At 56.8% G+C, this 25572-nt stretch carries 24 protein-coding genes; 11 read left to right on the forward strand and 13 right to left on the reverse strand.

Annotated elements, in window-relative coordinates; translation table 11 throughout:
• Nucleotides 1-261: 261 nt before the first annotated feature.
• Entirely contained in the window at nt 262-735 is a 474-nt protein-coding gene (locus tag VEG30_04995) for an amidohydrolase family protein (GenBank protein HXZ79266.1), read from the forward strand.
• Nucleotides 736-943: 208 nt separating this feature from the next.
• Here the strand turns inward: VEG30_04995 and VEG30_05000 are convergent, their stop codons facing one another.
• The 3 genes from VEG30_05000 to VEG30_05010 all read right to left on the reverse strand — a co-directional run bounded on the left by VEG30_05000 (nt 944) and on the right by VEG30_05010 (nt 3416).
• The gene (locus VEG30_05000) at nt 944-1831 is read right to left on the reverse strand and encodes a transporter (GenBank protein HXZ79267.1); all 888 of its coding nucleotides are present in this window, start codon (nt 1829-1831) and stop codon (nt 944-946) included.
• 116 nt (nt 1832-1947) lie between these two features.
• Nucleotides 1948-3132, reverse strand: coding sequence for a hypothetical protein (locus VEG30_05005; GenBank protein HXZ79268.1), 1185 nt, complete (start codon nt 3130-3132; stop codon nt 1948-1950).
• A 65-nt stretch (nt 3133-3197) separates the two neighbouring features.
• Nucleotides 3198-3416: a hypothetical protein gene (locus tag VEG30_05010; protein HXZ79269.1), complete on the reverse strand. Its 219-nt coding sequence runs from the start codon at nt 3414-3416 to the stop codon at nt 3198-3200.
• Between the two features lie 497 nt (nt 3417-3913).
• Here VEG30_05010 and VEG30_05015 point away from each other — a divergent pair, with 497 nt between their 5' ends.
• From VEG30_05015 to VEG30_05050, 8 genes are all read left to right on the forward strand, one after another.
• The gene (locus VEG30_05015) at nt 3914-4177 is read left to right on the forward strand and encodes a hypothetical protein (protein ID HXZ79270.1); all 264 of its coding nucleotides are present in this window, start codon (nt 3914-3916) and stop codon (nt 4175-4177) included.
• Nucleotides 4178-4581: 404 nt separating this feature from the next.
• A complete protein-coding gene (locus VEG30_05020; GenBank protein HXZ79271.1) occupies nt 4582-5028 on the forward strand; it encodes a PqqD family protein in 447 nt (148 codons plus the stop codon).
• Nucleotides 5029-5043: 15 nt separating this feature from the next.
• Nucleotides 5044-6150: a hypothetical protein gene (locus tag VEG30_05025; GenBank protein ID HXZ79272.1), complete on the forward strand. Its 1107-nt coding sequence runs from the start codon at nt 5044-5046 to the stop codon at nt 6148-6150.
• On the forward strand, nt 6147-6878 hold the full coding sequence (locus VEG30_05030) for a glycosyltransferase family A protein (GenBank protein ID HXZ79273.1): 732 nt from the start codon (nt 6147-6149) through the stop codon (nt 6876-6878). The genes VEG30_05025 and VEG30_05030 overlap by 4 nt, the downstream gene beginning before the upstream one ends.
• A complete protein-coding gene (locus VEG30_05035) occupies nt 6862-7650 on the forward strand; it encodes a glycosyltransferase (GenBank protein ID HXZ79274.1) in 789 nt (262 codons plus the stop codon). Before VEG30_05030 ends, VEG30_05035 begins: the two co-directional genes overlap by 17 nt.
• Nucleotides 7647-8351 (forward strand): glycosyltransferase family A protein, encoded by a 705-nt coding sequence (locus VEG30_05040; GenBank protein ID HXZ79275.1) that lies wholly within the window; start codon nt 7647-7649, stop codon nt 8349-8351. Before VEG30_05035 ends, VEG30_05040 begins: the two co-directional genes overlap by 4 nt.
• Nucleotides 8352-8358: 7 nt before the next feature.
• Entirely contained in the window at nt 8359-9582 is a 1224-nt protein-coding gene (locus VEG30_05045; GenBank protein ID HXZ79276.1) for a nucleotidyltransferase family protein, read from the forward strand.
• A 9-nt stretch (nt 9583-9591) separates the two neighbouring features.
• A complete protein-coding gene (locus tag VEG30_05050; protein ID HXZ79277.1) occupies nt 9592-10914 on the forward strand; it encodes an AGE family epimerase/isomerase in 1323 nt (440 codons plus the stop codon).
• 4 nt (nt 10915-10918) lie between these two features.
• On the opposite strand, the gene VEG30_05055 is transcribed toward VEG30_05050, so the two are convergent.
• The 5 genes from VEG30_05055 to VEG30_05075 all read right to left on the reverse strand — a co-directional run bounded on the left by VEG30_05055 (nt 10919) and on the right by VEG30_05075 (nt 16196).
• Nucleotides 10919-11248 (reverse strand): hypothetical protein, encoded by a 330-nt coding sequence (locus VEG30_05055; protein HXZ79278.1) that lies wholly within the window; start codon nt 11246-11248, stop codon nt 10919-10921.
• A 145-nt stretch (nt 11249-11393) separates the two neighbouring features.
• Nucleotides 11394-12629, reverse strand: a complete 1236-nt coding sequence (locus tag VEG30_05060; protein HXZ79279.1) for a SpoIIE family protein phosphatase — start codon at nt 12627-12629, stop codon at nt 11394-11396.
• 29 nt (nt 12630-12658) lie between these two features.
• A complete protein-coding gene (locus VEG30_05065) occupies nt 12659-14494 on the reverse strand; it encodes an ABC transporter ATP-binding protein (GenBank protein HXZ79280.1) in 1836 nt (611 codons plus the stop codon).
• 165 nt (nt 14495-14659) lie between these two features.
• Nucleotides 14660-15589 carry a metallophosphoesterase gene (locus VEG30_05070; protein HXZ79281.1) on the reverse strand — a complete coding sequence of 310 codons (930 nt, stop codon included), beginning with the start codon at nt 15587-15589 and terminating at the stop codon, nt 14660-14662.
• A 19-nt stretch (nt 15590-15608) separates the two neighbouring features.
• Nucleotides 15609-16196, reverse strand: a complete 588-nt coding sequence (locus VEG30_05075) for a hypothetical protein (protein ID HXZ79282.1) — start codon at nt 16194-16196, stop codon at nt 15609-15611.
• Between the two features lie 126 nt (nt 16197-16322).
• On the opposite strand from VEG30_05075, the gene VEG30_05080 reads away from it, so the two are divergent.
• Nucleotides 16323-17390 (forward strand): hypothetical protein, encoded by a 1068-nt coding sequence (locus tag VEG30_05080; protein HXZ79283.1) that lies wholly within the window; start codon nt 16323-16325, stop codon nt 17388-17390.
• Nucleotides 17391-17404: 14 nt separating this feature from the next.
• Here VEG30_05080 and VEG30_05085 read toward each other — a convergent pair whose 3' ends face one another.
• Nucleotides 17405-19222 (reverse strand): ABC transporter ATP-binding protein, encoded by a 1818-nt coding sequence (locus tag VEG30_05085; GenBank protein ID HXZ79284.1) that lies wholly within the window; start codon nt 19220-19222, stop codon nt 17405-17407.
• Nucleotides 19223-19528: 306 nt separating this feature from the next.
• Here VEG30_05085 and VEG30_05090 point away from each other — a divergent pair, with 306 nt between their 5' ends.
• Complete coding sequence (locus VEG30_05090; GenBank protein ID HXZ79285.1) at nt 19529-20329, forward strand: uroporphyrinogen-III synthase; 801 nt, start codon at nt 19529-19531, stop codon at nt 20327-20329.
• A 192-nt stretch (nt 20330-20521) separates the two neighbouring features.
• On the opposite strand, the gene VEG30_05095 is transcribed toward VEG30_05090, so the two are convergent.
• The 4 genes from VEG30_05095 to VEG30_05110 all read right to left on the reverse strand — a co-directional run bounded on the left by VEG30_05095 (nt 20522) and on the right by VEG30_05110 (nt 25568).
• Nucleotides 20522-22492: a S9 family peptidase gene (locus VEG30_05095; protein HXZ79286.1), complete on the reverse strand. Its 1971-nt coding sequence runs from the start codon at nt 22490-22492 to the stop codon at nt 20522-20524.
• Nucleotides 22493-22762: 270 nt separating this feature from the next.
• Nucleotides 22763-23644, reverse strand: a complete 882-nt coding sequence (gene nth / locus VEG30_05100) for an endonuclease III (protein HXZ79287.1) — start codon at nt 23642-23644, stop codon at nt 22763-22765.
• Nucleotides 23644-24354 (reverse strand): chlorite dismutase family protein, encoded by a 711-nt coding sequence (locus VEG30_05105; protein ID HXZ79288.1) that lies wholly within the window; start codon nt 24352-24354, stop codon nt 23644-23646. The genes nth and VEG30_05105 overlap by 1 nt, the downstream gene beginning before the upstream one ends.
• 146 nt (nt 24355-24500) lie before the next feature.
• Nucleotides 24501-25568 carry a gluconolaconase gene (locus VEG30_05110; GenBank protein ID HXZ79289.1) on the reverse strand — a complete coding sequence of 356 codons (1068 nt, stop codon included), beginning with the start codon at nt 25566-25568 and terminating at the stop codon, nt 24501-24503.
• Between the last annotated feature and the right edge of the window lie 4 nt (nt 25569-25572).

The raw sequence follows: 25572 nt of genomic DNA on the forward strand, positions 1-25572 counted from the left end.
TTTTCTCAATGGTTTAGAAAATCCACTCAAAATTTCCCACCCGTGATTTCACAGCTGTGGTTGCTCACCTATCGGCGGACGATTTGAATACGGCGAGTGCGACACGAGCGACCTGTTCCAACGCTTTCTTATCTGACTTTAACCTTGCCATTGCTCGCATGCCTTGAATGGTGACGACAAAGAAGCGTGCCAGGCCAGCGGGGTCGTCCTTAGGTGACAGTTCGCGCTGCTTCTGGGCTCTAGTGAGAGCCTGAAGAAAGATTGCTTGCCTGGTTCAACTCGCCTGAAGGCAAGTGGTTCGGAAAAGAAATTGACGAAGACAACACGCCCGACCCGGAAATGCGCCGGGTATTCGACCGCGGGCCCATCCGCCGTGTGCGCCAGGTGGTGGGCTATCTAGCCACCAGGAACGCCAACTTCCTCTTCGGCACCGACACGCCCTCTGCTCCCACGTACGGGAACCTGCCCGGACTGAACGGCTATCTGGAAATGCAGCAACTGCATGAAGCCGGATTATCGTTCGAGCAGATATTCAGAGCTGCAACCATCAATAACGCTCGTGAGTTCAAACTCGACTCGCAAGTGGGAACGATTGAGCCCGGCAAAGTCGCCAACCTCGTTCTGCTGAGAAAATCACCGTTGGAGAGCGTGGAGGCCTACGACAGCATCACCATGGTGTGGGTTCACGGAAAGCCGATCTCCCGAGACAGCCTGGCGGCTAGCTCAAACAAGTAGTCCATTGTTCTCGTTGCGATTGCGAATCGATTCGTCGCTAGCCGGAAGTTGGCTGGATTGTCGGAGAGCTGGCATTGCCGGCCCAAACGGAAGCCAAGGTCTCCCAAGTTGTGATATGGCGATGTTACGAAAGCAATTCGAAAGACCCATTTCCCAGCGGGCCTGAATCGTAGGTAAACCTTAACTTGCCGTCCGAAGGCACTGAACCTTACTTGTGACCCTTGCCCCAGATGTAGTCATACCTCACGCTGAAGCCCGTAAGAGCCGGGCCATTATGATGTACCACTGCCTTGGCGAATTCGAACAACAGTGAGTTTCGGGAATTGATGGACACGTTCATTTCACTGCCTAATACGAAATTGTGTTGCGCATTGTTCTGATCAACGCCGTTCACGAATGTGGCGGCCCGAAAGGAGTAGCGCGTATCGAGGGAGAACCAGACATTGTCGTTGAAAGAATAGCTGATGTGTCCCTCAAGTCCGGGCAGTGGCTCTTGCCGCAGGATCTCCCTTCCATGATAGGAGGTGTTATCCGAGTAGAAATACGCGTTGCCGTAGGCGTCGAACTCACATTTCTGTTCGCGTCCAAATGGATGAGACAACGCAATTTCGGGTTTGAAGGACCAGCGATCGGAACCGAGATTGAGAATCTTGTCGGAACGATATAGCCCGGTAGGTGCAGTCATCGTGAAGCTTACCCCCAAAGAGGTGGCCGGTTTATAGTTCTGAAATTGCGCCACGCTGAGTGCGGGCCCGCCTTTCAGCAGCATAGCCACAGAGTAGCTAGAGTCGCCCGCGCCTGTGACGGAGCCCTGGATGTTGGTTCCGGTGATCGAGCCACTGAGACCTGCGATCGGAACGCCCGCTTCCACCCACATCAAGCGGTGAAGCAACCCAAAATAGCGCGTGTAGTCGATGACTCCCTGATTGAGGTTGAATTTTGCGCCTGCGATGACAAGTGAGGTATCAATCGAAGCGTTGGCACGCACGTAAGCGTAGTTGAGCTCGAGCTGATTTGTGCCGACAGGGGTATTTTCGTAAGCGCGAGCGTCGTTGAACTGCGCGAATGCCGGGCTGTGAACCAAGGCAACGGCCAACGAAAAGCACGCGAGGAGCAGTCTTCCGTTCAGCGAAATCGTGTGGCGGGCCCGGCACCCGCAGCACAGCCTCAGCGGGTTCAACTGAGTGAGTTCGGTCGTAGCGCAGGGCATCCTCAGAAGACGACTTTGATGATTCGCATGATGAGTTCTTCCGGCGACCAGATCGTCAACAGCAGGGGGAGGAACGGGCTGGCTGTGACCGCCGCCAGACGAGTGATGTCGTCGAGACCGAACGGCGCCATGCGCATGTCGCGCACCAGGCCATAGCTGTTGCCAAGATCGGCGAGGGACTGGATGTCGCCGGTTCCAAGCAGTTCGTCCGCTGGAAGTGGCCCATCGACCACCCACTTCTGCTGAAAACTCTCCACATACCGGGAGGCCAGCAGACCATACTCGGCAGAACCCTTCCTTTTGGCAGCTGCCATCTTTGGACTGAACATGAAGAGCGGCCCAAGAATTGCCACGACAAAGAACACTACAAAACCGAAGATCTGCAACTTGAAGGACGGCAAGCTTTCGCCCCTGTAAAGGACGCGACTGGCAACCAGTCCGGCAAGCAGAGCACCCTGAGCGAAGAGGATTGGGCCGAAGGCATAAGAGGTCTTGCCCAGGAACCCGATACCAGCGCAGCGGTCCGGGTGGCTTGGAATGAGATTCAGGTTTATCCGGCTGACCTGCCAGAGGAAACGGAACCAGATGAAAAATCTCCAGTACCAGCGCAACAGGATGAACTGCACGATGGGTAGGCTGATGAAGACGTACCAGAAGCCGGCAGTAGTCAACGACCACCGCCCACCCGCTCCGGCATACCAGGTATCGGTACCGAGGACGACGCGCCCGTGCCAGAGCCACAGACCAAAACCGTAGGCGCAGGCCAAAACTACGATCTCGGCGGCAATCGAATTGCGCAGCCTCATGGCTGACGCGACGGCACTCTCAAAGCGGGGCAAATCCTGGGGCAAAATGATCCGGCGCTCAACGAATCGGCGCACGATAGGACGTAGACGCGAATGTACGACCAGCTCGGCCGCGATCAGGACCGGGAGGGCTACCAGAAATCGCACATGCACTTCTACGTCCTGAAAAAACGAGATCCGGCTTCCACTCCCCATGACCGGGCTCAATCCGGCCAGAATCAAAAGCGGCAGCCATGCGATCGCCGCAATAAAAAATATGCGGCGATATAAGAGCTCCAGGTGGTCTCCTTCGAGATGCGCTCTCCGCAAGAGCTGATAGAGTGGACCACCGAGCACCAAGGAAAAATCTTGGGGTTCTCCGAGCAGATTGGGCTCTGCCATTGTGCTGAACCTATCCTCCTCCTCTAAACTGCGTGCTTCTCGTCCTCGCGATGTGGTTCGTCAATCTACACCAGCCGCCGAAGCTTCAACGCGTGGGGCCCCACCCTGAATGTATGCCAGGGCTTCTGCAGCCGAGTCGAATCGACAAAAATGCGCACGGCACTCTCAAGGTCCATATCACCATCTCGCTTGCCGGAGAGAAACTGTTGTTCGGTGTTCCAGAAATCCCATAGAAGGCTGGGCACCGTCTTCACTGAGCTCTTGCACGTCACGTTGCTAGCCATCGCTTGACCGCCCCTAAGAAGGAGTTTCCTCTTTGGCGCGGATGGGTTGCCCCTTCGAATGAGACCTTTCGAAAAACGAGAGGATGTCCGCGTTTCCAGAGGCTACCCCTTCATTGACGCAAAGAATAGTAGAGATTTCTGGACGAAATAGGAGTGTACTCTCTGGTGCAAGCCGTGCGACAGCGGCATAAACTGGCGCAATCCGGAACACTCGACCGTTTGTCCCGACGACGAACGTGAAAGTTCACCGACACCATCGGAGTCCATCGTACGTCTGCACAGCCGCTCCGTGTGGGCAGCTATGAGTAAAGCCTTCCCTTCCAATTCCAGCGGGCCCGGCCAAGTCACCCACCTTAACCCCAAGATAGAGGGCCCTGTCTGGATTCGTTGGGTTCCTGGATTGAATACGTTTGGTCGCTATGAGCGTTCGTGGTTGCGACACGACCTTGTGGCCGGGTTGGTCATGACCGCTATGCTGGTGCCGGTAGGCATCGCCTATGCTCGTTGACACCTGGAACGACGCCACACATCACTATGAGATCACGCTGATCGATTTGAATACGAAGCAGAGAACCACGCTTATCGGCAGCACGGAAACGGGAAACGCCGACGTTTGGGATCCTTTGTATACCGGCGGCCCGCTTGTGTGGGTTTCCCCGCGAGACATCAGCCAGAACCAAGAAATTCATATGATGAGCTTTAGTCCGCTACAAATTACGCACAATAACGTCGCGGATTACTTTGCGAGCACTCTCCGGTAGTCCCTGGAGATACACGAGCCCTGGAACCATTTCGAATAATCGGGGAGCCATGCCATGCTCCCCGTTATTTAGTGAATCCCTTGGTATCAGGGGGTAACCGTAGGTCGCTAGAGTGATTGGTTTTGGGCCCGGGAATCGCACATCCGATGTGGCAGCGTACGACTCGTCCTCAGGCACTCCCATTGAACGGCGTCCCGGCCGCCAACTGAGTTGCAATTTCTTGCACATCAGGCATGGGAATCACTTACTTTCGAGTGGCTTGTTTCCAGTTAAGCTATGTATTTTATTAATGTTACACGCTGGTGCCGAAGACCGTGGTTTGGTTAACTAATTGCTCTAACGTAGCCGAACTAACTACTCCGCTGGATTAGATCTTCCCCCCCGCAGAGTTCGAGGGACGGCCCATGAATCTAAGCACGCAATTCCGCGTGAACACTCCGAATGTCACCCATGAAACGATCGATGGCGAAACCGTCATCGTCAATTTGGTTAGCGGCAACTACTACAGCCTGCAAGGCACGGGAGTGCTGATTTGGCTGCTGGTGGAAAGAGGCTTTTCGGTTGAGGCAGTGATCGATTGGCTAAAACATCGGTATCCAAGCAAGGCGTCTGAAATCGAGCCATGTGTCCTCAGCCTGCTGGGCCAGCTCAGTGAGGAGGATCTCATCGTCCCCGGTGCCGTGCCAAGCTCCACCCCGGAGGCGCCGTCGATGAATGAGAGCGTGGAAGGGCGGTTTGAACCGCAGGCACTGCAGAAGTTCACCGACATGCAGGAACTGTTGCTGCTCGATCCCATTCACGAGGTGGACAGCGCGGGTTGGCCCCACAAGAAATCGGATGTGACTGTCTGAACTAGCCTGCACCCCATGTCCACGGCCCCAGCCAGCACGATTGAAGCCGCGCGAAGTGGCGACCACCTTCCGCGCTCGTTCTTCGAAGACTGTCAGCGGGCGTTTGAAGCGGCCGCCGAGCTGGTGGGCGAGTTCGACCAGTGCTTTCAATTAGGGGGATACGGCGTACGTCTCAGGTTCGCAGGAACTGCGCTGCTCGAAAATATGTCAAGAGCATTCGCCCCTGCGGCGTCTGCTTCCGCACACGTCCCCGACCTTACGATCTGCCTTTGGGACAGCGAATCGAGTGGTTGCCAGCCACCCCGGCCGCAATGGCGGGAACACAGATCGCTTCGAGGTGAAGTAGAAGGCTACAACACCACCCGCTTCTACACCGTCTATGAGCACGAATCTGGTGGCTTCACTCTGTTCGACAGGGAAAGGAATCTCGCCAATGTCTGGGTTCCCGCGGCAAATCGCGTCCCCTATTGGATCAAAGGTTCACCCCTGCGAACGGTATTGTATTGGTGGATGGGACTTCACCAGCGGCAGCTGGTTCATGCAGCCGCTGTAGGCAATCGATCCGGTGGAGTCTTGATTGCTGGAAAAAGCGGTTCTGGCAAATCGACCACGGCGCTGGCCTGCTTGACGGCGGGAATGCAGTATGCGGGTGACGATTACGTGATCGTCGATCAGGAACCCACGACATGCGTCTACAACTTGTACAACACCGCCAAGGTCTGCGCTAATCATCTGCATGCATTCCCCCAACTCCGGGATCTGATTGACAATCCTGGAAAGCTCGACACCGAAAAAGCCCTCATCTTTCTGAGCGACGGGGCATTTGCCAGCCGGATTGTCTCTGGTTTTCCTCTGCGATCGGTTCTGGTTCCGCGGGTAACTGGCTTGCGCGACACCCGCCTGAAGAAAGCTTCCCCGGCTCTGGCCCTCGCCGCTCTGGCGCCCACAACGATGTTTGCTCATCCTCGGGGAGGCGAACAGGACTTCAAGCGGGTAGGGGATCTGGTGCGCGCCATTCCTTGCTACCTGCTGGAATGCGGCACCGATCTGCAGCAGATTCCGCTCACCATAACTGCTCTGCTGGAAAGCAGCTGTCGAGAGCCCTTGGAGGCGCAAGCGTGACGGGTCAAACCTTGATCAGCGTCATCATTCCGGCGTACAACGCCGGAGCGTTTCTTGGCGACGCCATTGAATGTGTTCGGGAGCAGCACTATGAGCCGCTCGAAGTTATCGTTATCGACGACGGATCGACGGACAATACGTTCGAAGTAGCGGCATCGTTTGGCAATTGGGTGCATATCATCCGTCAGGAAAATCAAGGTCCGGCGGCCGCCCGCAACTCTGGTCTCCGCCTCGCGCAAGGCAACAGCATTGCTTTCCTCGATGCCGACGATCTCTGGCCTGCAGGCACATTGAAGATGCTCGCTTCCCAATTGGCCGCTCGTCCAGAACTGGATGTCATTCTCGGCCGCGTTCAATACATGTGCCAGGTTGCAGCCCCAGGGGATACTCGCCGCTTTGAGCCATTCTCTGAGCCCTGCATCTCCATGAGTCTGGATGCCGGTCTTTTTCGTAGATCAGCATTCGACCGGGTGGGCTGCTTCAACGCCGCCATACGCTCCGGAGAAGACGTGGACTGGTTCATGCGCGCCCGCGAACAGCAAGTCGGCCTCAAAGTTCTGTCCGAGGTAACGTTGTTTTACCGCCGCCACGGCTGCAACATGACCCGTGCCCGGGAATCGATCCATGCTGATTTTGTTCGCGTCCTGAAAAGATCCATTGAACGGCGGAGGAACGCGAACACGCTGGAATCCCTGCCCCCAATGTCTGCGGATGCAGACAGCCGGTAACCTGGCGCAAGGCTATGAGGAAGGTATCGAAAATATGAAACCACTGGTAAGCGTCATTATTGCGGTACGAAACGGAGAGCGCTACTTGCCGGCGGCGATCGAAAGTGTGCGCCAGCAGGACTATCGGCCCCTGGAACTCATCGTCGTTGACGGCCATTCCAGCGACAACACCGCGGCGATTGCGCGCTCCTATCGCGATTTGCGCTACGTTCCGCAAGTCAATCGTGGCGTCGCCGACGCTTGGAACCAGGGAATTGCGGCAGCCAAGGCGGACCTTCTTGCCTTTTTCTCGCATGACGATCTTTGGCTCCCGCACAAACTGGGCCGTCACATGGACCTTATGTTGAGCCGTCCAGAACTGCAATACACGGTATCGCGGGTAAAGTTTTTCCTGGAACCGGGACACTCCATCCCTTCCGGCTTTCGCGAAGAACTGCTGGTGGGCGATCGTGTCGCCTATATCCCGGAAACGCTGGTGGCGCGCAAGGCCCTGTTCGCCAGAATCGGAGGCTTCGATCCCCAGTTGAGCACCGCGGAGGATGTCGACTGGTTTGCCCGGGCAAAGGACCATCACGTGACACATGAGGTCATTCCCGAAGTGCTGGTCCACAAGCGAGTGCACGACAGCAATATTTCACTGAACAGCATGACCAATGATCAGATGTTGCTTACAACCTTGCGGCAATCGATCCATCGCAAGCGGACTTTCGATTCAAAGACCATGGTTCCAGGGTCTGCGGAAAACGGAAACACAAGGCTGAACCAGAAATGAACAACACCTCTAACCCGCTCATCAGCGTCATCATTCCGGTCTATAACGCCGAGCGTTACATCGAGGAAGCGATCTGCAGCGTCCTGGAGCAGGACTTTCGTCCGATTGAGATTGTCTGCATCGCTGACGGCCCCAGCGACCGCAGCCTGGAGATCGCACAGAAGTATGCTCCGACCGTGCGCACTTACACACAAGCCAATCAAGGCGCCGCTGCGGCTCGCAATCGCGGCGTCGAGATGTCCACCGGAAGTGTGCTGGCGTTTCTCGATGCCGACGATCGCTGGACGCCGTACAAGTTGCGACTGCAGGCCGATGCCTTGGCTGTCGATCCGGGGCTCGACATGGTCTTCGGACAGGCCCGTCAACTTCATGACGGAGAGGAATGGAACCTCGGAGTCAGTCAACTCACCTGTGCGCCCGGTGAATTGATGGCGGGCATGATTCCCGGCACGTGGATGGTCAGGCGAGACTGCTTCTCCCGGGTCGGACCTCTAAGGACTGATTACCGCATTGGAGAGTTCATAGAGTGGTATGCCCGCGCTATCGACATGGGCTGCCGGGCAACCGTTCTGCCCGACCTGTTGCTGTGGCGGCGCATTCACGACTCCAATCTGGGAGTTCGCGAGCGTAAATCAGCTCCGGATTATGCCCGCGTGTTGAAGTCCGCCCTCGACCGCAGGCGGGCGGCGCAATTGAAATGAGGAATCAGTGCTGACTGCCGAAATGACCGAACCGCGCCTGGGAATCACCAACGAATCAGGCTGCTGGCCAACCGCTGTGCAGGAATTGGCCCTGCAGGCCGCACTTCTGGAGGGATACGGCGCGCGCAATGCCTGGGCTGCCTGGAAAGCGGTTGCGGATCTCGATGCCCTCGACTTCGGCATCCATCGCTTACTGCCCCTGATCTACCACAATCTGCGGGCGCAAGGTCTCAGCGATCCTGTCCTGGATAAATTCAAGAGTGTTTACCGCTATTATCTTTACAACAACGAAATCATTCTTCATCGAGCCGCCGCGATTCTCAAGGCCCTGCGCGACGCCGGAATTCAGACCATGGTGTTGAAAGGTGCGGCCCTCATCCCGCTTTATTATCAGAAGCGGGGGCTGCGCCCCATACAGGACTGCGACATCGCAGTACCTCAATCTCACGTGTTCGCCGCTATGGCCACTCTCCGGGGCCTCGGTTGGACCTCCACTTGGGAACTTGCGCCAGAACAGTTTGTAACGATTCGCCACTCCGCCCCGTTCGTTAACCCCGAAGGACACACGTTGGATCTCCACTGGGGAATCCTCTACGAATGTTGGAATCGCAATCAGGATGCCGCGTTCTGGAAGAGATCAATTCCGGTCACCATCTGCGATCAACCCACCTGGGCCCTGGAGCCGACCGATCAGTTGTTGCACATCATCTGCCATGGCGCCCGCTGGAACGAGGTGCCGCCTATCCGTTGGATTGCCGACGCTATGATGGTTTTGCGTGGCCCCGCAGAGATTGATTGGCAACGATTTCTGCGGCTTTGCGAGTTTCACCACCTGAATCTGTTTGTTCACCACAGCCTGGAGTGGTTGCGCACGAGACTCGACGCACCTATACCGCAGTTTGTGCTGAACCAGCTACAGTCGTTGCCTGTGCCCCCCATCGAGCAATTTGGGTACAACTTGATGACTCAGCCGCCGTTGGAAGGGCCGACCAACAAAGAAATCTTCCGAACCCTGCGCTACGAATATCTATGGCTGACCAGCGATGTCCCCATCTTTCGCAAGCCTTTCATTTTTCTGCACTGGCTCCAGTACAGGTGGAAAATAGGCCAGCTTTGGCAGACCCCCTTAGTTTTGCTGAGCAGCGCAGTGGCGCGAATTGCGAAGCAGCTAAGAACGCGGCTCGCCAGGGCAAGCTGCTTGAAAATCACCACTCACCCAGCGAACAGGTAGCAGCAGGCGATGACGGCTCATATCCAATCGAGATGGGAACGTCACTCGCAACAAAGCCTGGATTGGCAGTCAGGATCTAATTTCCGTGGCTGGGCGGATTCCAAAATCGAGGAACTGGAGCACGTCCTCAAAGAGAACATACTCGGATTCTGGCTGCCGCGCTGTTTGGATTTCGAGCACGGTGGTTACGCCATCAATTTTGACCGTTATGGGCATCCCAATGGGCGCAGGTCGAAGGGAATCGTCACCCAGGCGCGAATGCTGTGGCTGTTCTCCGCTTCGTTCGTTAACCAGCACGGTGGACCTGAGCTCTTGCATGCTGCGGACTCCGGCTACCAGTTCCTGCGTGAACATATGTGGGATCGCGAGCATGGCGGATTTTTCTGGGAAGTGGGCGCCTCCGGAAATTCTGTGCTGGGCGATGGCAAACACCTGTATGGCCAAGCGTTTGGCTTGTTTGCACTGTCAGCCTATGGATTAGCGACCCGCAACACCGATGCGCTGGCTTTCGCCTGCGATTTGTTCGACTTGTTAGAACGGCGCGCGCACGACAGCCGGTATGGGGGATATCGCGAGTTTTTTCGTCGAGATTGGGGTGCCGCCCCAGCGACTGAAATCGGTTATCTCGGCATGCCTGCCGGTCTCAAGCTGATGAACACCCATCTTCATCTGCTTGAGGCTTATACCCTCTTTTTTCTGGCGACTGCAGTGCCCATGGCCCGCCAACGAATCCTGGAGCTAATCTCTATACTGAGCCAATCGGTGGTCCGCGAAGAAATCGGGACCTGTACAGATGTCCACCTCTCCGACTGGCAGCCTCTGCTCACAGGAGACTCTGCCCGGACATCTTACGGGCATGTGCTGGAAAACATCTCGCTGCTGATCAACTCCTCGGAGGCAATAGAAGCATCGACCAGCCGCATCCTTCCGCTCTGCAACACCCTATTCAATTATTGCTTGAAATATGGATATGACAAACGCAATGGGGGATTCTACGAAAGCGGACCTCTGGGACGGCCTGCCGACAACCGCAGGAAAACCTGGTGGGTGCAGGCGGAAGCACTTTGGAGCACTTTGCAGATGCACCACCTAACGTGGGATCCGACCTATCTCGAAATCTTTAATCACAATTGGGAATTTGTGAAGCGCCATCAGATCGATTGGACTTACGGTGAATGGTATGAGCAAGTCAATCGCTGGCGAGTGGTTAAGAGCGATAAGGGTCACATCTGGAAAGCGGGCTACCACCAGGGAAGAGCCATGATCGAATGCATAAGGTTACTGAGGGAGTGTGCCGCGGGTTCCAACCTGGAAACCAGGCTAAGCGTTTGACATCCTACATAGTCGAGACACGTACGATTGTGCACTCGATTTCCTTGCCGCTTGATCCGGTCACCTTTCCCTTGTTGCCCTTGATCTCGTATTTCAGATCACTGCCAACAATGAAGTCGGTGGCCTTCACCGACTTGTTCTCCTTGGTGCGGCAGGTGTACTGTTTTTCCTGGGTCGCGAAAGAGAGATCGTATTGCTGATTCTTATGGTGTTTGTCAGTGGTGCCGGCTGGTTGGAGATCCCTGAGGGTGGTGGTTCCTTTTTCCTTGGAACCTGCGCTTGCGGTAAGAGCAGCCATCAGTATCAACAACGTGATCGCACGCACCCTGTGCATGTTCAACCTCCGAAGCGATTGTAGCCTGTTCCGGCTAGCTCTGGAATTTTTGTGATGCCTGACCAGGCGCTCGGGAAGGGCTTTAGTTGCTGGGGCGTGGGCCTGGCTGGACAATCAGAAAACGATCCCAGCCCAAAGGTGCGGATTACTTTCCCCTGCATTTGGCAATGATCAGAGTTATGTCGTCGTGTTGATGGTGAGGGCTGAATCGGCGGACCTCATCGACGACGGCTGTGAGCAACGGCTGCGAAGGCAGCTCACGATTACGCCGCAAAGATTCGATTAAACGCTGCTCTCCGAACTCCTCACCCGCATCGTTGAACGATTCGGTTATCCCGTCGGTGTAGAGGGCTAGTACGTCTCCGGGGCGAAGTTGCCATTCCGTCATTGTGCACTCCCATTGGCGAAACAGCCCGAGCACGGTGCAGGTGGCATCCAGAAGTTCAATGGCGTTATCGCGGTGGAGGAGGATAGGAGAATAGTGGCCGCAATTTACGTAGCGCAGGATTTGAGTGGTATCGTCGTATTGACCGAAGAAGAGGGTGGCATAGGCGCTCTCGGTCGTATTCTCATAAAACAGCTGGTTTACTGATTGCAGAAAACGTTGCGGCTGATCCCAAGCGATCGCACTCTGGCTGCGCAGGTTCGCCTGCAAGTTGGCCATCAAGAGAGCGGCAGCGATTCCTTTTCCGGAGGTGTCGCCGATCACGAGTCCGAGCCGGTTTCGGCCCAGGTCGAGGAAATCGTAGTAGTCGCCGCCGACTTCACGAGCTTGAATGCAAATGCCGGCATAATCCAGTGTGTGAAGCGGAGGCAGGGTTTGGGGGAAAAGCCTGGCCTGCACTTGTTTGGCAATTTCCAACTCCTGAGCGGAACGCCGTTCTGCCTCGAGTTTTTCCGCAGCCGCGCGGCGCTGGGCTTCGATCTCACGAACGAAGTCGTCGCGACCGACGAGGGTGAAGGAATTTCCATCCAGGTCGTCAAAGCGAGTGAATATCCCACCCCATAGCGTGGTCTGCGGGGGATGGTGAAAGCGGACACCGCGCCTCTGCCACTCCTCAAATTTCGCCACCACATCTTCGGTGACAAAAACGGTATGCCGGGAGCGGCCAATCAATTTGTATTCCGCGGAGTTGCGCTTGGGACTGACCAGGGCCAGCACTGTGCTGCCATCTGGCGGTGCCACCGCCAGCCAACGCCCGCCGGATTCATAGCTTTCATCGACGACCAGGCCGAAGCCGAGCTGGTCTACGAAGAAGCGCAAGCTGCGGTCCTGATCGCGGACGAAGAGGTTGACGCATAGGACGCGGAGATAAGGTTCGTGGCGATCTATACCCAGAGCTTGCGGATCGAAAAGATTTTGCGTGGCAGAGCGGGGCATTGTGGCGATTATAAGTGGTAGCCCGAATCCTAGGTTCCGGTTCCGCGAATGATGTTGATGGGATTCACGCCAGCCTCGCGTCCATTCGTGTCGGAGCGCTTTTCCTCCTGCTCTATCTTGTCGCCCTCGCCTGGCGCCAGAAAAAGGTTGGCTTCCAAGCCATGTTGCCGGTTGTAAAGATCGAAATACCGGCCACCCAGGGCATAGAGTGAGGCATGAGTTCCGCGTTCGACAATCTGACCGGACTCGACAACAAGAATTTGATGGGCTCGCCGAATGGTGGAGAGCCGATGAGCGATCACGAAAGTGGTGCGGCCCTGCATGAGGTACGAGAGGCCTTCCTGAATGAGTTGTTCGGATTCGGAATCGAGGCTGGAAGTCGCTTCGTCCAAAATCAGGATGCGTGGTTCGGCCAGAATGGCGCGAGCAATCGAGACACGCTGGCGCTGCCCCCCGGATAGCTTCACACCACGCTCGCCGATGATGGTGTCATATCCGTCTTGGAAGCGTTCAGCGAATTCGTCGACGCGGGCGATGCGAGCGGCGCGCAGAATCTCCTGTTCACTTGCGCGCGGGCGAGAAAAAGCGATGTTCTCGCGAATGGTACCGTCGAAGAGGAAGGAATCCTGCAGGACGGTACCGAGATGCGTACGATAAGAATCCAGTCTGACGGTGGAAAGGTCGACTCCATCGATCAGCACCTGGCCGGCCTTCGGGGTATGAAAAGCCGCTACCAGACCGATGATTGTCGATTTGCCGGATCCCGAAGATCCCACAAGTGCGGTCACTGTGCCCGGCCGGGAGTCAAAGGAGATGTCCTGCAGGACGGGCTTACCGGGCTCGTATTCAAAATAGACATTGCGGAACTCGATGTGTCCGGATACTCCGGGCAGAGCGACGACGCGACGAGGGTCCTCATCTTCCGGATGCTCGGTCAGCACTTCGCGAGTGCGCTCCAGGCCGGCGATAGCTTCGGTGAGTTGGGTCCCGATCTGAACGACACCAAATAGCGGCGCGGCCATGAAGCCCAGGAACATTGTGTAGGTGAAAAACCCGCCCAGGGTGAGCGTGCCCGCCAGGATCTGATGTACGCCTGCGAACATGACGCAGGCGCCGACCAGTCCTAAGAGCACGCTGGAGGAGAGGCTCATGACGGAAGTGGCGGTCAGGGTCTTGAGAACGTTCGCCAGCAAGCGCTGGACGCCGGTCTCAAAAACGGCGTGCTCGCGGGCTTCAGCGTGATATCCCTTGACCACGCGGACACCGCCCAGCGACTCGGCGAGTCTTCCGGTCACCTCGGCATTGATCTTGGAACGCTCGCGAAAGATGGGGCGCATGGTTTTAAAGCCCTTTCGCAAAGCCAGCGCGAAGACGCTCAGAAAGCCAATGGCCATCAGGGTCATGCCGGCGCTGATGCGGAACAGAACTACCAGGGCAATAAGCGCTGTCAGCAATCCACCCAGGAAGTCGACCAGGCCGGTGCCGAGAAGGTTGCGAACGCCTTCGACGTCGGACATGATGCGGGAGATGAGAACGCCGGTCTTGTTGGAATCGTAGTACGCAAGCGGCAGCCGTCCAACATGTTCCTGCACCCTCAGGCGCAGTTCGGCAATCAGCCTCTGCGCAGCCTTGGAGAGGAGTTGAGTAAGCGCAAAGGACGTGCTCCCCTGGATCAGAGTGGCCAACAGCACGGCTCCGACAATCGGCGTCAGCAGCTTCAACTGGTGCTTGATTACGACGTTGTCGATCAGATAACGGGTCGAGTAGGGAAGTACCAGTCCTGAGACGCGATTGACGGCCATAAGAAGCAGGCCGAGCGCGAGGAGCCACCTGCGGGGGCGCACCAGCGCCCAGATCTCCGGCATCGCCGCACGGAGGTCGGGCTTACGCTTTTCTTGTTGGTTTCCCGATTTTCGGGAAGATAAGTCGCTCACTTAGCCAATTGGACGCGATGGACATTGCTGCTGGTACAAAATCTTAGGTCGGCGGCATCGCCAGGGGGGCGAGAGGCTTCTAAGTTGGTTGCCGGGCTATCGTTGGATTTCGCCGGAGTCGATAGTGCGGCCGGCGCGAGAGATGGTCTGAAAGTAGAGTTTGTCGCCAGCAATTTCGACGATCATGAAAGCCTCGTCGGTATCAAAAGCCGCGTCCAGATCGCTGTTGGAACCAAAATCATGGGTCATGAGCTTCCCGGAATTTCCCAGCACGAAATAATGGATGTTGTCTTTGGGCTTGATGCGCTGGTAGACGTGCTCGTGGCCGGAGAAGACCACATTGACGCTGTAACGTTGAAAGAGCGGCAAAAGCTGCGATCGCAGGTCGAGATCCGCACCATGATGAACCCCGGCAGAATAAAGAGGATGATGGAAGTAACAAATCTTCCATTTTGCATCTGATGCTTCCAGAGCCTCACGCACCCAGCGCAACTGGTCAGGATCCATGTAGTTGCTGTCCAGCACGAAGAACTCTACCGGGCCCTTGCGGAAGGTGTAATAGCGTTCTCCTTTCATGTTGAAGGGTTTGTAGAGGCGCTCATCGTTAGGATCGTCGTGATTGCCGAGGGAGGCGTAGAACTTGACGCCCGCATCCAGCAGGGGCTTGTAAGGAAGCTCGAATTTCTTGACGAAGTCCTGGGGACGGTGGCCACCATAGATATTGTCTCCGAGCATAATCACGAAATCGTATTTCACCTGCTGCCAATAGGTTTCCATTTCCTTGGCAATGTCGTACTGGGCGGAGGTGCCGCTACCGCTATCACCGATTACAGCAAACCGCACCGACCGCGATTCCAAAGGCAAGCGAACATCAAGTGACGTTGTACTGGAAGTGCCCGCAACGGACGCCTGCGCGCTTCCCTCACTGCGGTATAGGCGCGCCGCAGAAGAGATGGCGAGGATGGAAAAAGGACAACAGAGAATAGCGGAAGCAAGAATGAGGATCGGTAATGCGGTTCGACGCATGTTGTTCGTCCTCACTGCTTCAAGAGCCTGGAATGGCTCCCGGAATGTAGTCCACGATCATATTGGGCACGGTGTCATACAAAATCAAATCGCGGCCGACAATGCGGTATTCAAGCTCTTTGGGCAGCTTGGGAAGCTTCATTAACAGGGTAGGCGGCATCGATTGCAACGGCACTCCGTCAGGATACGGCTGGTTCGCTTGGAGCGATAGGCCGCGAACAGGTTCGGCGTGCTGCAAGCTCTTGCGTGGGTTAGCGCCGTTGGGCCCGTCCAGCGAAGCGGCGATCTGGCGTTTGAAGTAGTTGGAGATTTGCGGCGTGAAGATGTCCCCCTGCTTGGCATCTGACCGCGCTTCACGCAACCTGGCTGCCAGGGAATGACGTTGATCGGCGAGTTGATCGGGTGAACTGGTGGGCTTCGGCGAATTTCCAGCCTGGTTTTTTCGCAGCCTGAGATATTTCCCGACTCGATTCTCAAAGTCTTTGGCGATCAGGCTATCGGCCTGACCGGCTGAAGGAGCCGGCGCCTGCGTGGAGGCCAGAACGGAGCTTGTCTGCAAAAGTATGGCAAACCAGAGTCCCAGGCAGATTTTGATATGGACCAGCAAAAGGCTGTTTCTCCTGACTCTGTGGTTGGATGCAAAACAACCTCCAAGCGAAGTCCATACGGGGATTGCCGGAGAGCCTGAACCGGCCATCCAGAGCGGGGATTCTGGCATCTGAGTTGTACTCGAATGCTGACCAACACTGCCGATCTGATCAGCCAGGCAAGCCGCAAGCCGCTGCGCACACGCCGCCATGTCAAGTGGCTTTCGACATTCGCCATTCTGGTTCTTGTCCTGGTGCCGGTGGCGGGACGTGGGCAGGCGTTCAGAGACGCCACTGCAACGCCCACAGCTACTGCAACTCTGTGGAAGGATCCCGGCGACATCCGGGCCCGAGACCTGTACTACGGCGTCGGAGGCAAGGAAGATGAGCCCCGGGGTGCGATGACGTTTTTGAAGGAGGATATGGGCGGCACGCAACCTAAGTTTGATGCACGCGATGAAGCGGGCAGAAAGTGGAAGGCCAAACTGGGAGTCGAGGCCCAGCCGGAAACCGTAGCCACGCGACTGCTTTGGGCAGTGGGTTACTTCGCAAATGAAAATTACTACCTCAAGGTTGTCGAGGTGAATGGTCTGCCAAAGCACCTCCACAGAGGACAGAATTTCGCTACTTCCGATGGAACCGTAAAAGGGGCGCGCTTGCAGCGACACCCCAAGGATTATAAGAAAGCAGGGGATTGGAGCTGGAAGCATAATCCGTTCCGCGGGCAGCGCGAATTTAATGGCCTGCGAGTGATGATGGCCCTGATCGACAACTGGGACCTCACGCATAAGAACAACGCGGTTTTCGAGGATCGCGATAGCGGAGAAGTCATGTACGAAGTGAGCGATGTTGGCGCCAGCTTTGGACCGCCGGGGCAGAGCTACACGAACAAAAAGTCGAAGAATAACCTTGATGCCTACGGGCGCAAGAAATTTATCTCTAAAATCACTCCTAAGTATGTCGACTTCAATTTTCCGACGCACCCTCCGTTGCTCTACTTTTTCGATCTGCCGTTGTTTTTTGGGGGAGTGAGCCATCACTGGATCGGAAAACACATCCCACGCCAGGATGCCAAGTGGGTGGGATCGCTGCTGGCGCAGCTTTCGCATGAACAGATTTGCAATGCATTCCGAGCCGCGGGATATACGCCTGAGCAGGTGGAGGCTTACTCCGCGGCGGTGCAAGCGCGCATCGATTCGTTGAACCGCCTGTAATCACGCGGGTATCGCTAGCGGGGCTCCAGGCTCTCGTCTCCCACGAATTGCAAGTGATAGAGCTCGGCGTACAGGCCGCCGCGGTGCAGCAGCTCGTCGTGCTTGCCCCGTTCGACGATTTCACCGTCCTGGATGACAAAGATGACATCAGCCTTGCGGATGGTGGAGAGACGATGCGCAATGACAATCGCGGTTTTACCCTGGATGAGGCGATCAAGCGCCTCGAACACGAGTCGTTCAGAAGCTGAATCGAGGCCGGTGGTGGGTTCGTCGAGAATGAGGATGGAATTTTTTCGCAGGATGGCGCGGGCGATGGCGACGCTCTGGCGCTGGCCGCCAGAGAGCGTCATGCCGCGTTCGCCGATGATGGTGTCGTACCCTTCAGGCAATTTTTCGATGAAGTCGCTGGCATTGGCGAGTTCTGCGGCTCGAATAATCTCGGAACGGGTCGCTTCCGGTCTGCCATAAGCAACGTTCTGCCAAACCGGGGCATGAAAGAGCATGGTCTCCTGCAGCACAAAGCTGATCTGCTGACGCAGGGATCGCTGGCGGTAGCGGCGGATGTCCATGCCATCAATCTTGACGGCTCCGGCGGTTGGTTCATAGAAGCGCGGAATCAGGCTAATGATGCTGGTTTTGCCGGCGCCAGTGGGCCCTACCAGGGCCGCGAGTTCTCCTGCCTTGATAGTGAAGCTTACGTCCTTAAGAACGGGAGTGTCCGGCGTGTAAGAGAACGAGACGTTATCGAATTCGATATCCCCGCGAAAGCGCGGCGCCGCGATGGCGCGAAGAGAATCTTTGATCTCCTTATCGTTAGCCAGAATTTCCTGGATGCGCTCGTAACCCACAGCCGCCTTGGAGTAACTGTCGGTCATCTTGGAGAGTTCCTGCATCGGCTTGTACATCTTCTTCAAGTAAAGGATGAAGACCACGAGGGAGCCGGCGGAGAGGCTGCCACTTAATATCAGTCGCGCGCCAAACCAGAGAACCAGTCCGGTGCCCACTGCAACAATTAGATCGACTATAGGGGTGAGTTTGGCTTTGAGACCGCGCGCCCGGAGGGCAATCTCGATTCCTTCCAGGCTTTCTTGCTCCAGGCGGCGTACTTCGTAGTCTTCGCGGGCGAACGCCTTCACTACTCGGATCGACGAGAGCACTTCTTCCACAACCGAAGTAATCTCTCCTTCTTTCTTGCGAACAGCGCGCGCGGCCTTCTTGATCCGCCGGGTATAGGAATAGACGACGATGAACAGTGGCGGTGCGATGGAAAGGGCGATCAGAGTGAAGCGCCAGTTCAAATAGAACATCACACCGATCATGCCGAAGAGCGTGATGATGTTGATCAACGAACTGAGCAGCCCGGAAGTGATGAAGCTTTGAATGGAGTCGATATCGTTCGTGACCCGGCTGATGAGATCGCCAGTCTGCTTCTGGTCATGGAAGGCGAGTGACAGCCGCTGGATATGGGCGTAGATGGTTCGCCGCAACTCGTAGGCGATCCACTGGCCAACATTTGTGGTGATGTATTTCTCGGAGTAAGTGCATACTGCATCGAGAGCAGCGATTGCCAAAACCGCCAGGCAAGCGAACTTGAGCATGCCGATCTGGTCAGAGCCGGTGATGGGCTGCAGCCAGCGAAGCATGGAGGCGTGGGTGTCACGTCCGCGCAGGACGTTATCCAGGACGATTTTCAGAGGCCAGGGATCGAGAAGATTGGCGGCGCCCTCGCCGGTTACAGCCAGGAGGCCGAGAAGCAATGAAGTCCGATGTGGGGCAAGAAGCTGGGCGATGGTGAGCTTTTTGCGTTTCTGAGTGACAATCGCATCCTGCACAGGATTCGCTCCGCGCCGACTCCGTCCCGGCCATGCGTCCGCCACGGGGCAGCGGAGACGTAGCAATCGCATGGGATGGATGTCGATGCCAGCCGTCAAGTTGCTTGGCGCACCGGCTACGCCGTATCCCAGGGCCTAATGCTCTAAGTTCAGTCTGGTGGCTGGATTCGGGGCGTAGGGGCGGAGGGGGAATACCACCGGGAAGGTCAAGTCAGTCTTCCCTTGTAAGTAAAGTTCTGCTTTAGCTCTGGGCCTGAGCCGTTACAATGTTCGGCAACTTAATCGCATTGAAAGATAGGAAGGCTCTTGCACGCCAAAGCTCATAAACCCGTGCTATCCCTGTCCGGCAAACGAATCCTGGTTTCCCGCGCGCGCGAACAGGCGTCCGTCCTTTCTGAGGGCTTGCAGGCGGCGGGCGCGGAGGTCGTGGAGATTCCGTTCATTGAGATTCGTGAGCCGAAGTCTTACGCCACCCTGGATTACGCGATTCACAGTCTGCCCAATTACGACTGGCTGATCGTTACCAGCGTGAACGGGGTCGAGGCTTTGATGAAACGGATGGAGAAGCTTGGCAAGTCAGAAGCTGATCTGCTGCACCTGAACATTGCCGCCATAGGCCCGGCTACGCGGAAGGCGATTGAAGACTATGGTCTGCCAGTTGACGTTGAGCCGGAAGAATACATTGCCGAGGCGGTGGTGGAAGCGCTGCGCGATAGGGTCAGAGGGAAACGCGTGCTGCTGGCGCGCGCTAAAGTCGCGCGGGATGTGATTCCTAACGAACTGGATAAGCTGGGGGCGCGCGTCGATGTGGTGGTTGCATATGAAACGGTTCTGCCCGAGTCTTCGCGTACCGCGCTACTCGAAGCGCTGCAAGACCGAAAACACAAGCTATACGCCATTACTTTTACCAGCTCCTCCACTGCCCGCAATTTTGTCGAGTTGTTGGGAGACGATAAAGCGCATTCCGCGCTGCTGGATGGAGTAAAGTTGGCTTCGATCGGCCCAGTGACCTCCAGCACGCTGCGTGAGCTGGGCCTGCGGGTGGATGTCGAGGCCAGCGAGTACACCATACCTGGGCTGATCAAGGCGCTGAGCGAGGCGAAGTAGGCGGCGCGGAGGCCGGATGCAAGCTGTCACAGTTACAGGTGATCGCGCTCACAGACGCTTTCCGATGCACCAGGTAAAGTATCTTAAAATTAAAACGAAGGCGCGCACCGATGCCATCCTCACCCCACATCTTCTCGGTGCGCGCTTCTCTTTTGGGATGAATCAGATTGCAGGAGCGTCCGCGTCACGAAGTTATTCCAACGTGCATCCGCAGCCGGGTGAGGGTACCTGCATGCGCAGGAAATCTCCCACTCGCTTGGAGGCGTCGAGGCGGTTTTCCAACCGCCCAAACACGTGCCCTTCGTCGTCGTAGATTTTCAGTTGCGCAGTTCCGCCGCGCTTCTTAATGGCCTCAGCTACCTGTTCGGCCTCTGACTTGGGGCAGCGCGGGTCGTTACCTCCGGCGATGAGCAGGAGTGGGGCTTTGATCTTGTCAATGAAGTTAATGGGCGAGCGCTCTTCCCAGAGCGCCTTGTTCTTCTCCGGATCGCCCATGGTGGCGAAGTCATACTCGCGCAGCAGCGGATCCTCGTGACGGAATTCTGTGAACCAGTTCACGAAAGGAACGATGGCCACTGCCGCTGCCCACATTTCAGGCGCCTTGGTCACGGCCATCATAGTCATGTAGCCGCCGTAGCTGCGCCCCATCACGATCATCTTCTTGGGATCGACGTAGCCTGTCTGCTTGGCAAAATCGGCCGCCGCGAGTACGTCCTGAAGATCGCCGCCACCCATGTCCAAGAGGTTGGCATCCTGAAATTGTTTGCCGTATCCGGTGGAGCCGCGGTAATTGGGCGCGATGACTACGTACCCCTGATTGATCATGTATTGCACGATAGGCTGAAAGGAGTTCTGGTACTGCAAATCGGGCCCGCCGTGAATGTAGACTATCGCCGGATAGCGGCCGTCTTTGGCGATGTTGTTGGGCATGTAGAGGAAGGCGGAGATCTGGTATTTGCTATCGTGGCTGGGCAAGTGCACGAGATAAGGTTGGACAAGGAATTCGCTCTCGAGACCAGCGGTCATCGAGCGCGTCAACTGCGTGGTCTTGCGGTCCGCGATGGAATAGACCCAGAGGTCGATGGGCACATCTGGACCTTCATGTGTGTACAAGAGCCGGGTTCCGTCTCTGGAGAACGCTGTCCGGGCCCCGGCAAGAGCGTTTACTCCTGCGGGAAGCGCTATGCGTTGGGCTCGTTTTGCCGCCAGGTCATTCAAATACAAGTCGGTATTTCCATCCACATTGGCCGTGAAGGAAATCAGCTTCCCGTCGGGAGAAAAGCTGCCGGGCGTAATTTCCCACTTCTCGTGTGTCAGCCATTCGATGTTCTGGCTGGCGATGTCCAGGATTCCAATGTTCTGATAACCGTTTTCAGCATTGGACCGGATGAGGAGTTTCTTGCCATCCGGTGACCAGGCTGCGGCGGAATACGGTTTTTCGCCGTCGTGTGGTGTCAGGTTCGTGCTTTTGCCAGCGGCAAGTTCCGCAATCATTACCCGGCTGTCTTTTTCGTCGGCGCGCTGCTGGGTGTAGGCGATCCACTTGCCGTCGGGCGACCACAGCGGGTTCACGTTGCTCCACTCTTTGGCGGTGCCGGTGGTCAGTTTGGTCACGCTGCGGGTCAGGACGTTGAAGATGACGATCTCATAGGTGGAGGCGTCCCGCGGCTTCACCTGATAGGCCAACTTCCTGCTGTCCGGGGACCAGGCTGGATTCTCCTCGGAGACCTCGGGCGTGCTGGTGAGGTTGAGGACGTCGCCGGTCTTAGGCGAGACGATGAAAACGTCCCACTGTTCATCGCCATCATGGTCGGACTGGTAGGCGATCCATGCGCCATCGCGTGACCAAGCGGGATTCGTTTGGCGCTGCTCACTGATGGTCAGTTGCGCAGGCCAGCCTCCCTGCGCGGGCACCAGCCACAGGTTCTCGCGACCGCTGAGATTCGTGACCACCGCCACCGTTTTACCATCCGGCGACCAGGCACTCGCTCCGATCTCGCGCGTCAGGAAGAACTGTTCCAGCGAATAGTTGGGAAGATCGGCGACCGTCTTGCTGGCCGCTTGTTTAGGATCGGTGATGGCAGTGGGAGGCTGGAGGATTTGTTGGGCCGAGGCCAGCAGGGAAGAGCAGCCAAGAAAAATGCAAAGTATAAGAGAGCGCATTGGAATGAATTGTAATCGGGCAGTCAGGAAAGTGAGAAGTTAGATCGGGTGAAGGAAGTAAGAGTACGACCTGAGATCGGATGATCGCGTGACGTAAGAGCGTGTCGAGGCTGCGCCTGACCTGAACGGACGAGACGAGTATTGCCAGGACGAACAAAACACAAGGTCCTTCGAATCGGGCCTCGTCTTCGTACTCGGCCCTCCCTCAGGATGACAGTGGTTGCTGTCTTCCTCGATGTAGCTTCGTGTCCTTTGTAGTTGGAAAGGGACCTAGGGCTTGGCGTCTTCGTGGATATCGACTGTGCTCCAGGTTTTGTCGGCGGCGTGGCAGATATCCTCGAGTGGGCAATCCACGCACTTGGGTTTGCGGGCAATGCAGAGAGCGCGGCCGTGCAGGATAACGGCGTGCGAGAAGATGGTCCACTTATCGCGTGGAATCACCTTCATCAGGTCCTGTTCCACCTTTTCGGGAACTTGTTGTTTGCTCAATTCCAGGCGATGCGAGATGCGATAGACGTGAGTGTCGACCACCACGCCTTCATTCTTGCCAAACCATGTTCCCAGCACGACATTGGCAGTTTTGCGGGCGACTCCGGGCAGGGTGAGCAGTGAGTCCATATCGCTGGGAACCTGCCCACCGAAGTCGCTCATGATCTTCCGAGCGGCGCCTACCACGGCTTTGCTTTTGTTGCGATAGAAACCGGTGGAATAGAGATCGGGCTCGAGCTGCTCGGGCTTAAGGGCGGCGAAATCCTGGAGGGTGGGATATTTTCGGAATAGCTCGGGCGTCACCATGTTTACGCGCACGTCGGTGCTCTGCGCGGAGAGGATGGTTGCGACCAGCAACTCCCACGCGTTGCGGTGATGCAGAGCGCATGTGGCTCCGGGATAGCGCGCCTGCAGACGGCTGAGAATTTCCGCGATTCGTTGGGGCGCTAACGGGTTGTAGCCCTTGGGAGCTTTGCCTGGCTTGATGGCGCCAGCGTTTATGGGCTTTGCAGCTTTCTTACACGCTCCGGGAAGTACGGCAGCCCGCAAGCGAGGACTCTTGGGAGCTGACGGGCTGATGGATAGGCGACCACCGCGACCTGCGCCGACACGATCCTGGCGTCCGCTCTTCGTGGGCTGGCGGGGAATGAGTCCACGCGGCATCAGCCCAGCCTCTCCAGCATTTCCTGAGGGGAAGTCTGCAGGCAGGTAAACACGGGACCCTCGCTTTCGGTGTAAGAGGCAGCGTCGGTCTCTCGCATTCTCATGGCAAGATCGAGCATCTGCTCCGGGCGGTCGGTCTCGTAAGCCAGCATGAGATCCTGAGCATCGATGCCAAAGGAATACATCACGTGCAAGCGGACATTGCGAAACTCATCGCCGACCTCAATCTGCTCGTTGATCATGCGCTGGCGCTCTTCCAACGGAAGCTGGTACCAGGAGCGGGTTTTCACCAGCGGAACGACGAACAGGTATTTTCCAGCACCCGGCCGAATCACGCCCTTGGGATCGAAGAACTTGTGGTGCTCTTGATCGATCAGATAGACGGAGCGCCTGGTCATGCTCAGATAAGAATGGGCTACCTGCAGATACGAACCGAGGCGGGTGTGCATGAAGTCGGCATGAGCGGAGCTCAGGCAGTCCAGCGAATAGCAGATGCGCCATAGCATCATCTGGCAATCACTGCGCAAGCCGACCATGGAATAGGTCAGCATCCGCATGTCGGGATTGCACCAGCGCTTCAGGGTGTCCAGGGCTTCGCCCTTCTGCCATTCCCGTTCTTCCTTGGGCAGGCCTCGCCACTCGGGCGCAATTCGAAAGAAGCTGAAGTTTACGAACTGGCGCTTTTGATCGCCGCTCCTGCCATCGTCCATGCGGTTTGTGTCCCCCACTCGCCCCGTCAGATTCTAGCAAAGCTGCGGGAGTTGGCAGGCGGCGCACGGTCCTCCCGCAGGCGGGTTTCGTCGACCTCACAGAGTTGCCAGGCAGAAACGATTGCGATGAAGGCTTCAGGGGGAGGCTAGACTTCGGTGCCTCCCAGCACCTTGCCTTGAACGTCCCAAGCCAGGCGGTGGACGGCACCGGTCGTCGCCAGCACGGCGGAACGTCCGGGGGCGAAGGCAAGACCCACTAATCCCTGCCCAGCCACCGCCAGTGCGGGTTTCTTGTCAGGAGAGATTTTGACGATGCCGCGCCGTCCGGAAAGGGAAGCGGCAACGTAAAGATTCCCGTCCAGATCGAATGCGATTCCCTGCGGCCGCCCCAATCCGCGATAAAACAATGAAACATCTCCCGCCGGCGTGACACGGTAAATAGCGTCGAAGCTGGAGGTGGTGGGTCCGGAAACATACAGATCACCCGAGGGGCTGAAAGCGAGGTGATAAGCGGAGACGCTGGGCTCCAGCGTGGCGAACACATAGGTCTGACGGTCACGGGAAATCTTGAAAATGGTGCCACTGCGATCGCCGACGTAGAGGTTCTGCTCACGATCGAACGCAATTCCGGTCGCGATGCCCATGCCCTCGGCGAATGCGGCCATGGTTCCATTGCGTGCCACGCGATAAACCGTGCCATCGTGGCGTGAGGAGACGTACATCTGCCCTTCGGAGTCGAAAGCGATGGAGGTGGCGTTCATCATGTCGTTGATGAACGGCTTCATGTTGTAGTCGGTATCGATTTTGTAGATGGCAACCGGAACCTTTTGGCCTCGCGGTCCGGAGAAGGTCACGTAGATGTTGCCTTCGGCATCGAGTGCGGGATTGGTGACGGGATGGAGATTCTCCGCAATCAGCGCGGCAACCCGCATATCCAGAGCGTTGCTGGACCGGCCGTTGGTGGAAACTGTTACCGGCCCTGACGTGGCAGTCTCAGGGACACGCACTACAACCAGATCGTCGGTACTCACGACCACGGAACCGTCAATCTCGCCGCCAAAGCGCACGCGCGGGCGGCGCAGTTCCACGGGGCTGAGCCCGCTGCCCAGGATGCGGATTTCGCCCCCAGGCAAAGCGGCGCTGGGGTCCAGCGTGTCGATGCGCGGGTGTCCATTCACATTCTTCTTGCCAATCAAGCGATCTCTGATCCCCATGGAT

Source organism: Terriglobales bacterium, assembly GCA_035624455.1.
Taxonomy (GTDB): Bacteria; Acidobacteriota; Terriglobia; order Terriglobales; family Acidobacteriaceae; genus DASPRM01.

Bases quoted from the DNA above. Each gene is read 5' to 3' on its own strand.
- VEG30_05035 (HXZ79274.1), top strand. From the start codon at position 6,862: ATGCAGACAGCCGGTAACCTGGCGCAAGGCTATGAGGAAGGTATCGAA.
- VEG30_05105 (HXZ79288.1), bottom strand. From the start codon at position 24,354: ATGGACGATGGCAGGAGCGGCGATCAAAAGCGCCAGTTCGTAAACTTC.
- VEG30_05005 (HXZ79268.1), bottom strand. From the start codon at position 3,132: ATGGCAGAGCCCAATCTGCTCGGAGAACCCCAAGATTTTTCCTTGGTG.
- VEG30_05095 (HXZ79286.1), bottom strand. From the start codon at position 22,492: ATGCGCTCTCTTATACTTTGCATTTTTCTTGGCTGCTCTTCCCTGCTG.
- VEG30_05015 (HXZ79270.1), top strand. From the start codon at position 3,914: ATGCTCGTTGACACCTGGAACGACGCCACACATCACTATGAGATCACG.
- VEG30_05060 (HXZ79279.1), bottom strand. From the start codon at position 12,629: ATGCCCCGCTCTGCCACGCAAAATCTTTTCGATCCGCAAGCTCTGGGT.
- VEG30_05025 (HXZ79272.1), top strand. From the start codon at position 5,044: ATGTCCACGGCCCCAGCCAGCACGATTGAAGCCGCGCGAAGTGGCGAC.
- VEG30_05050 (HXZ79277.1), top strand. From the start codon at position 9,592: ATGACGGCTCATATCCAATCGAGATGGGAACGTCACTCGCAACAAAGC.
- VEG30_05070 (HXZ79281.1), bottom strand. From the start codon at position 15,589: ATGCGTCGAACCGCATTACCGATCCTCATTCTTGCTTCCGCTATTCTC.
- VEG30_05110 (HXZ79289.1), bottom strand. From the start codon at position 25,568: ATGGGGATCAGAGATCGCTTGATTGGCAAGAAGAATGTGAATGGACAC.
- VEG30_05040 (HXZ79275.1), top strand. From the start codon at position 7,647: ATGAACAACACCTCTAACCCGCTCATCAGCGTCATCATTCCGGTCTAT.
- VEG30_05020 (HXZ79271.1), top strand. From the start codon at position 4,582: ATGAATCTAAGCACGCAATTCCGCGTGAACACTCCGAATGTCACCCAT.
- nth (HXZ79287.1), bottom strand. From the start codon at position 23,644: ATGCCGCGTGGACTCATTCCCCGCCAGCCCACGAAGAGCGGACGCCAG.
- VEG30_05080 (HXZ79283.1), top strand. From the start codon at position 16,323: ATGCTGACCAACACTGCCGATCTGATCAGCCAGGCAAGCCGCAAGCCG.
- VEG30_05010 (HXZ79269.1), bottom strand. From the start codon at position 3,416: ATGGCTAGCAACGTGACGTGCAAGAGCTCAGTGAAGACGGTGCCCAGC.
- VEG30_05065 (HXZ79280.1), bottom strand. From the start codon at position 14,494: ATGCCGGAGATCTGGGCGCTGGTGCGCCCCCGCAGGTGGCTCCTCGCG.
- VEG30_05055 (HXZ79278.1), bottom strand. From the start codon at position 11,248: ATGCACAGGGTGCGTGCGATCACGTTGTTGATACTGATGGCTGCTCTT.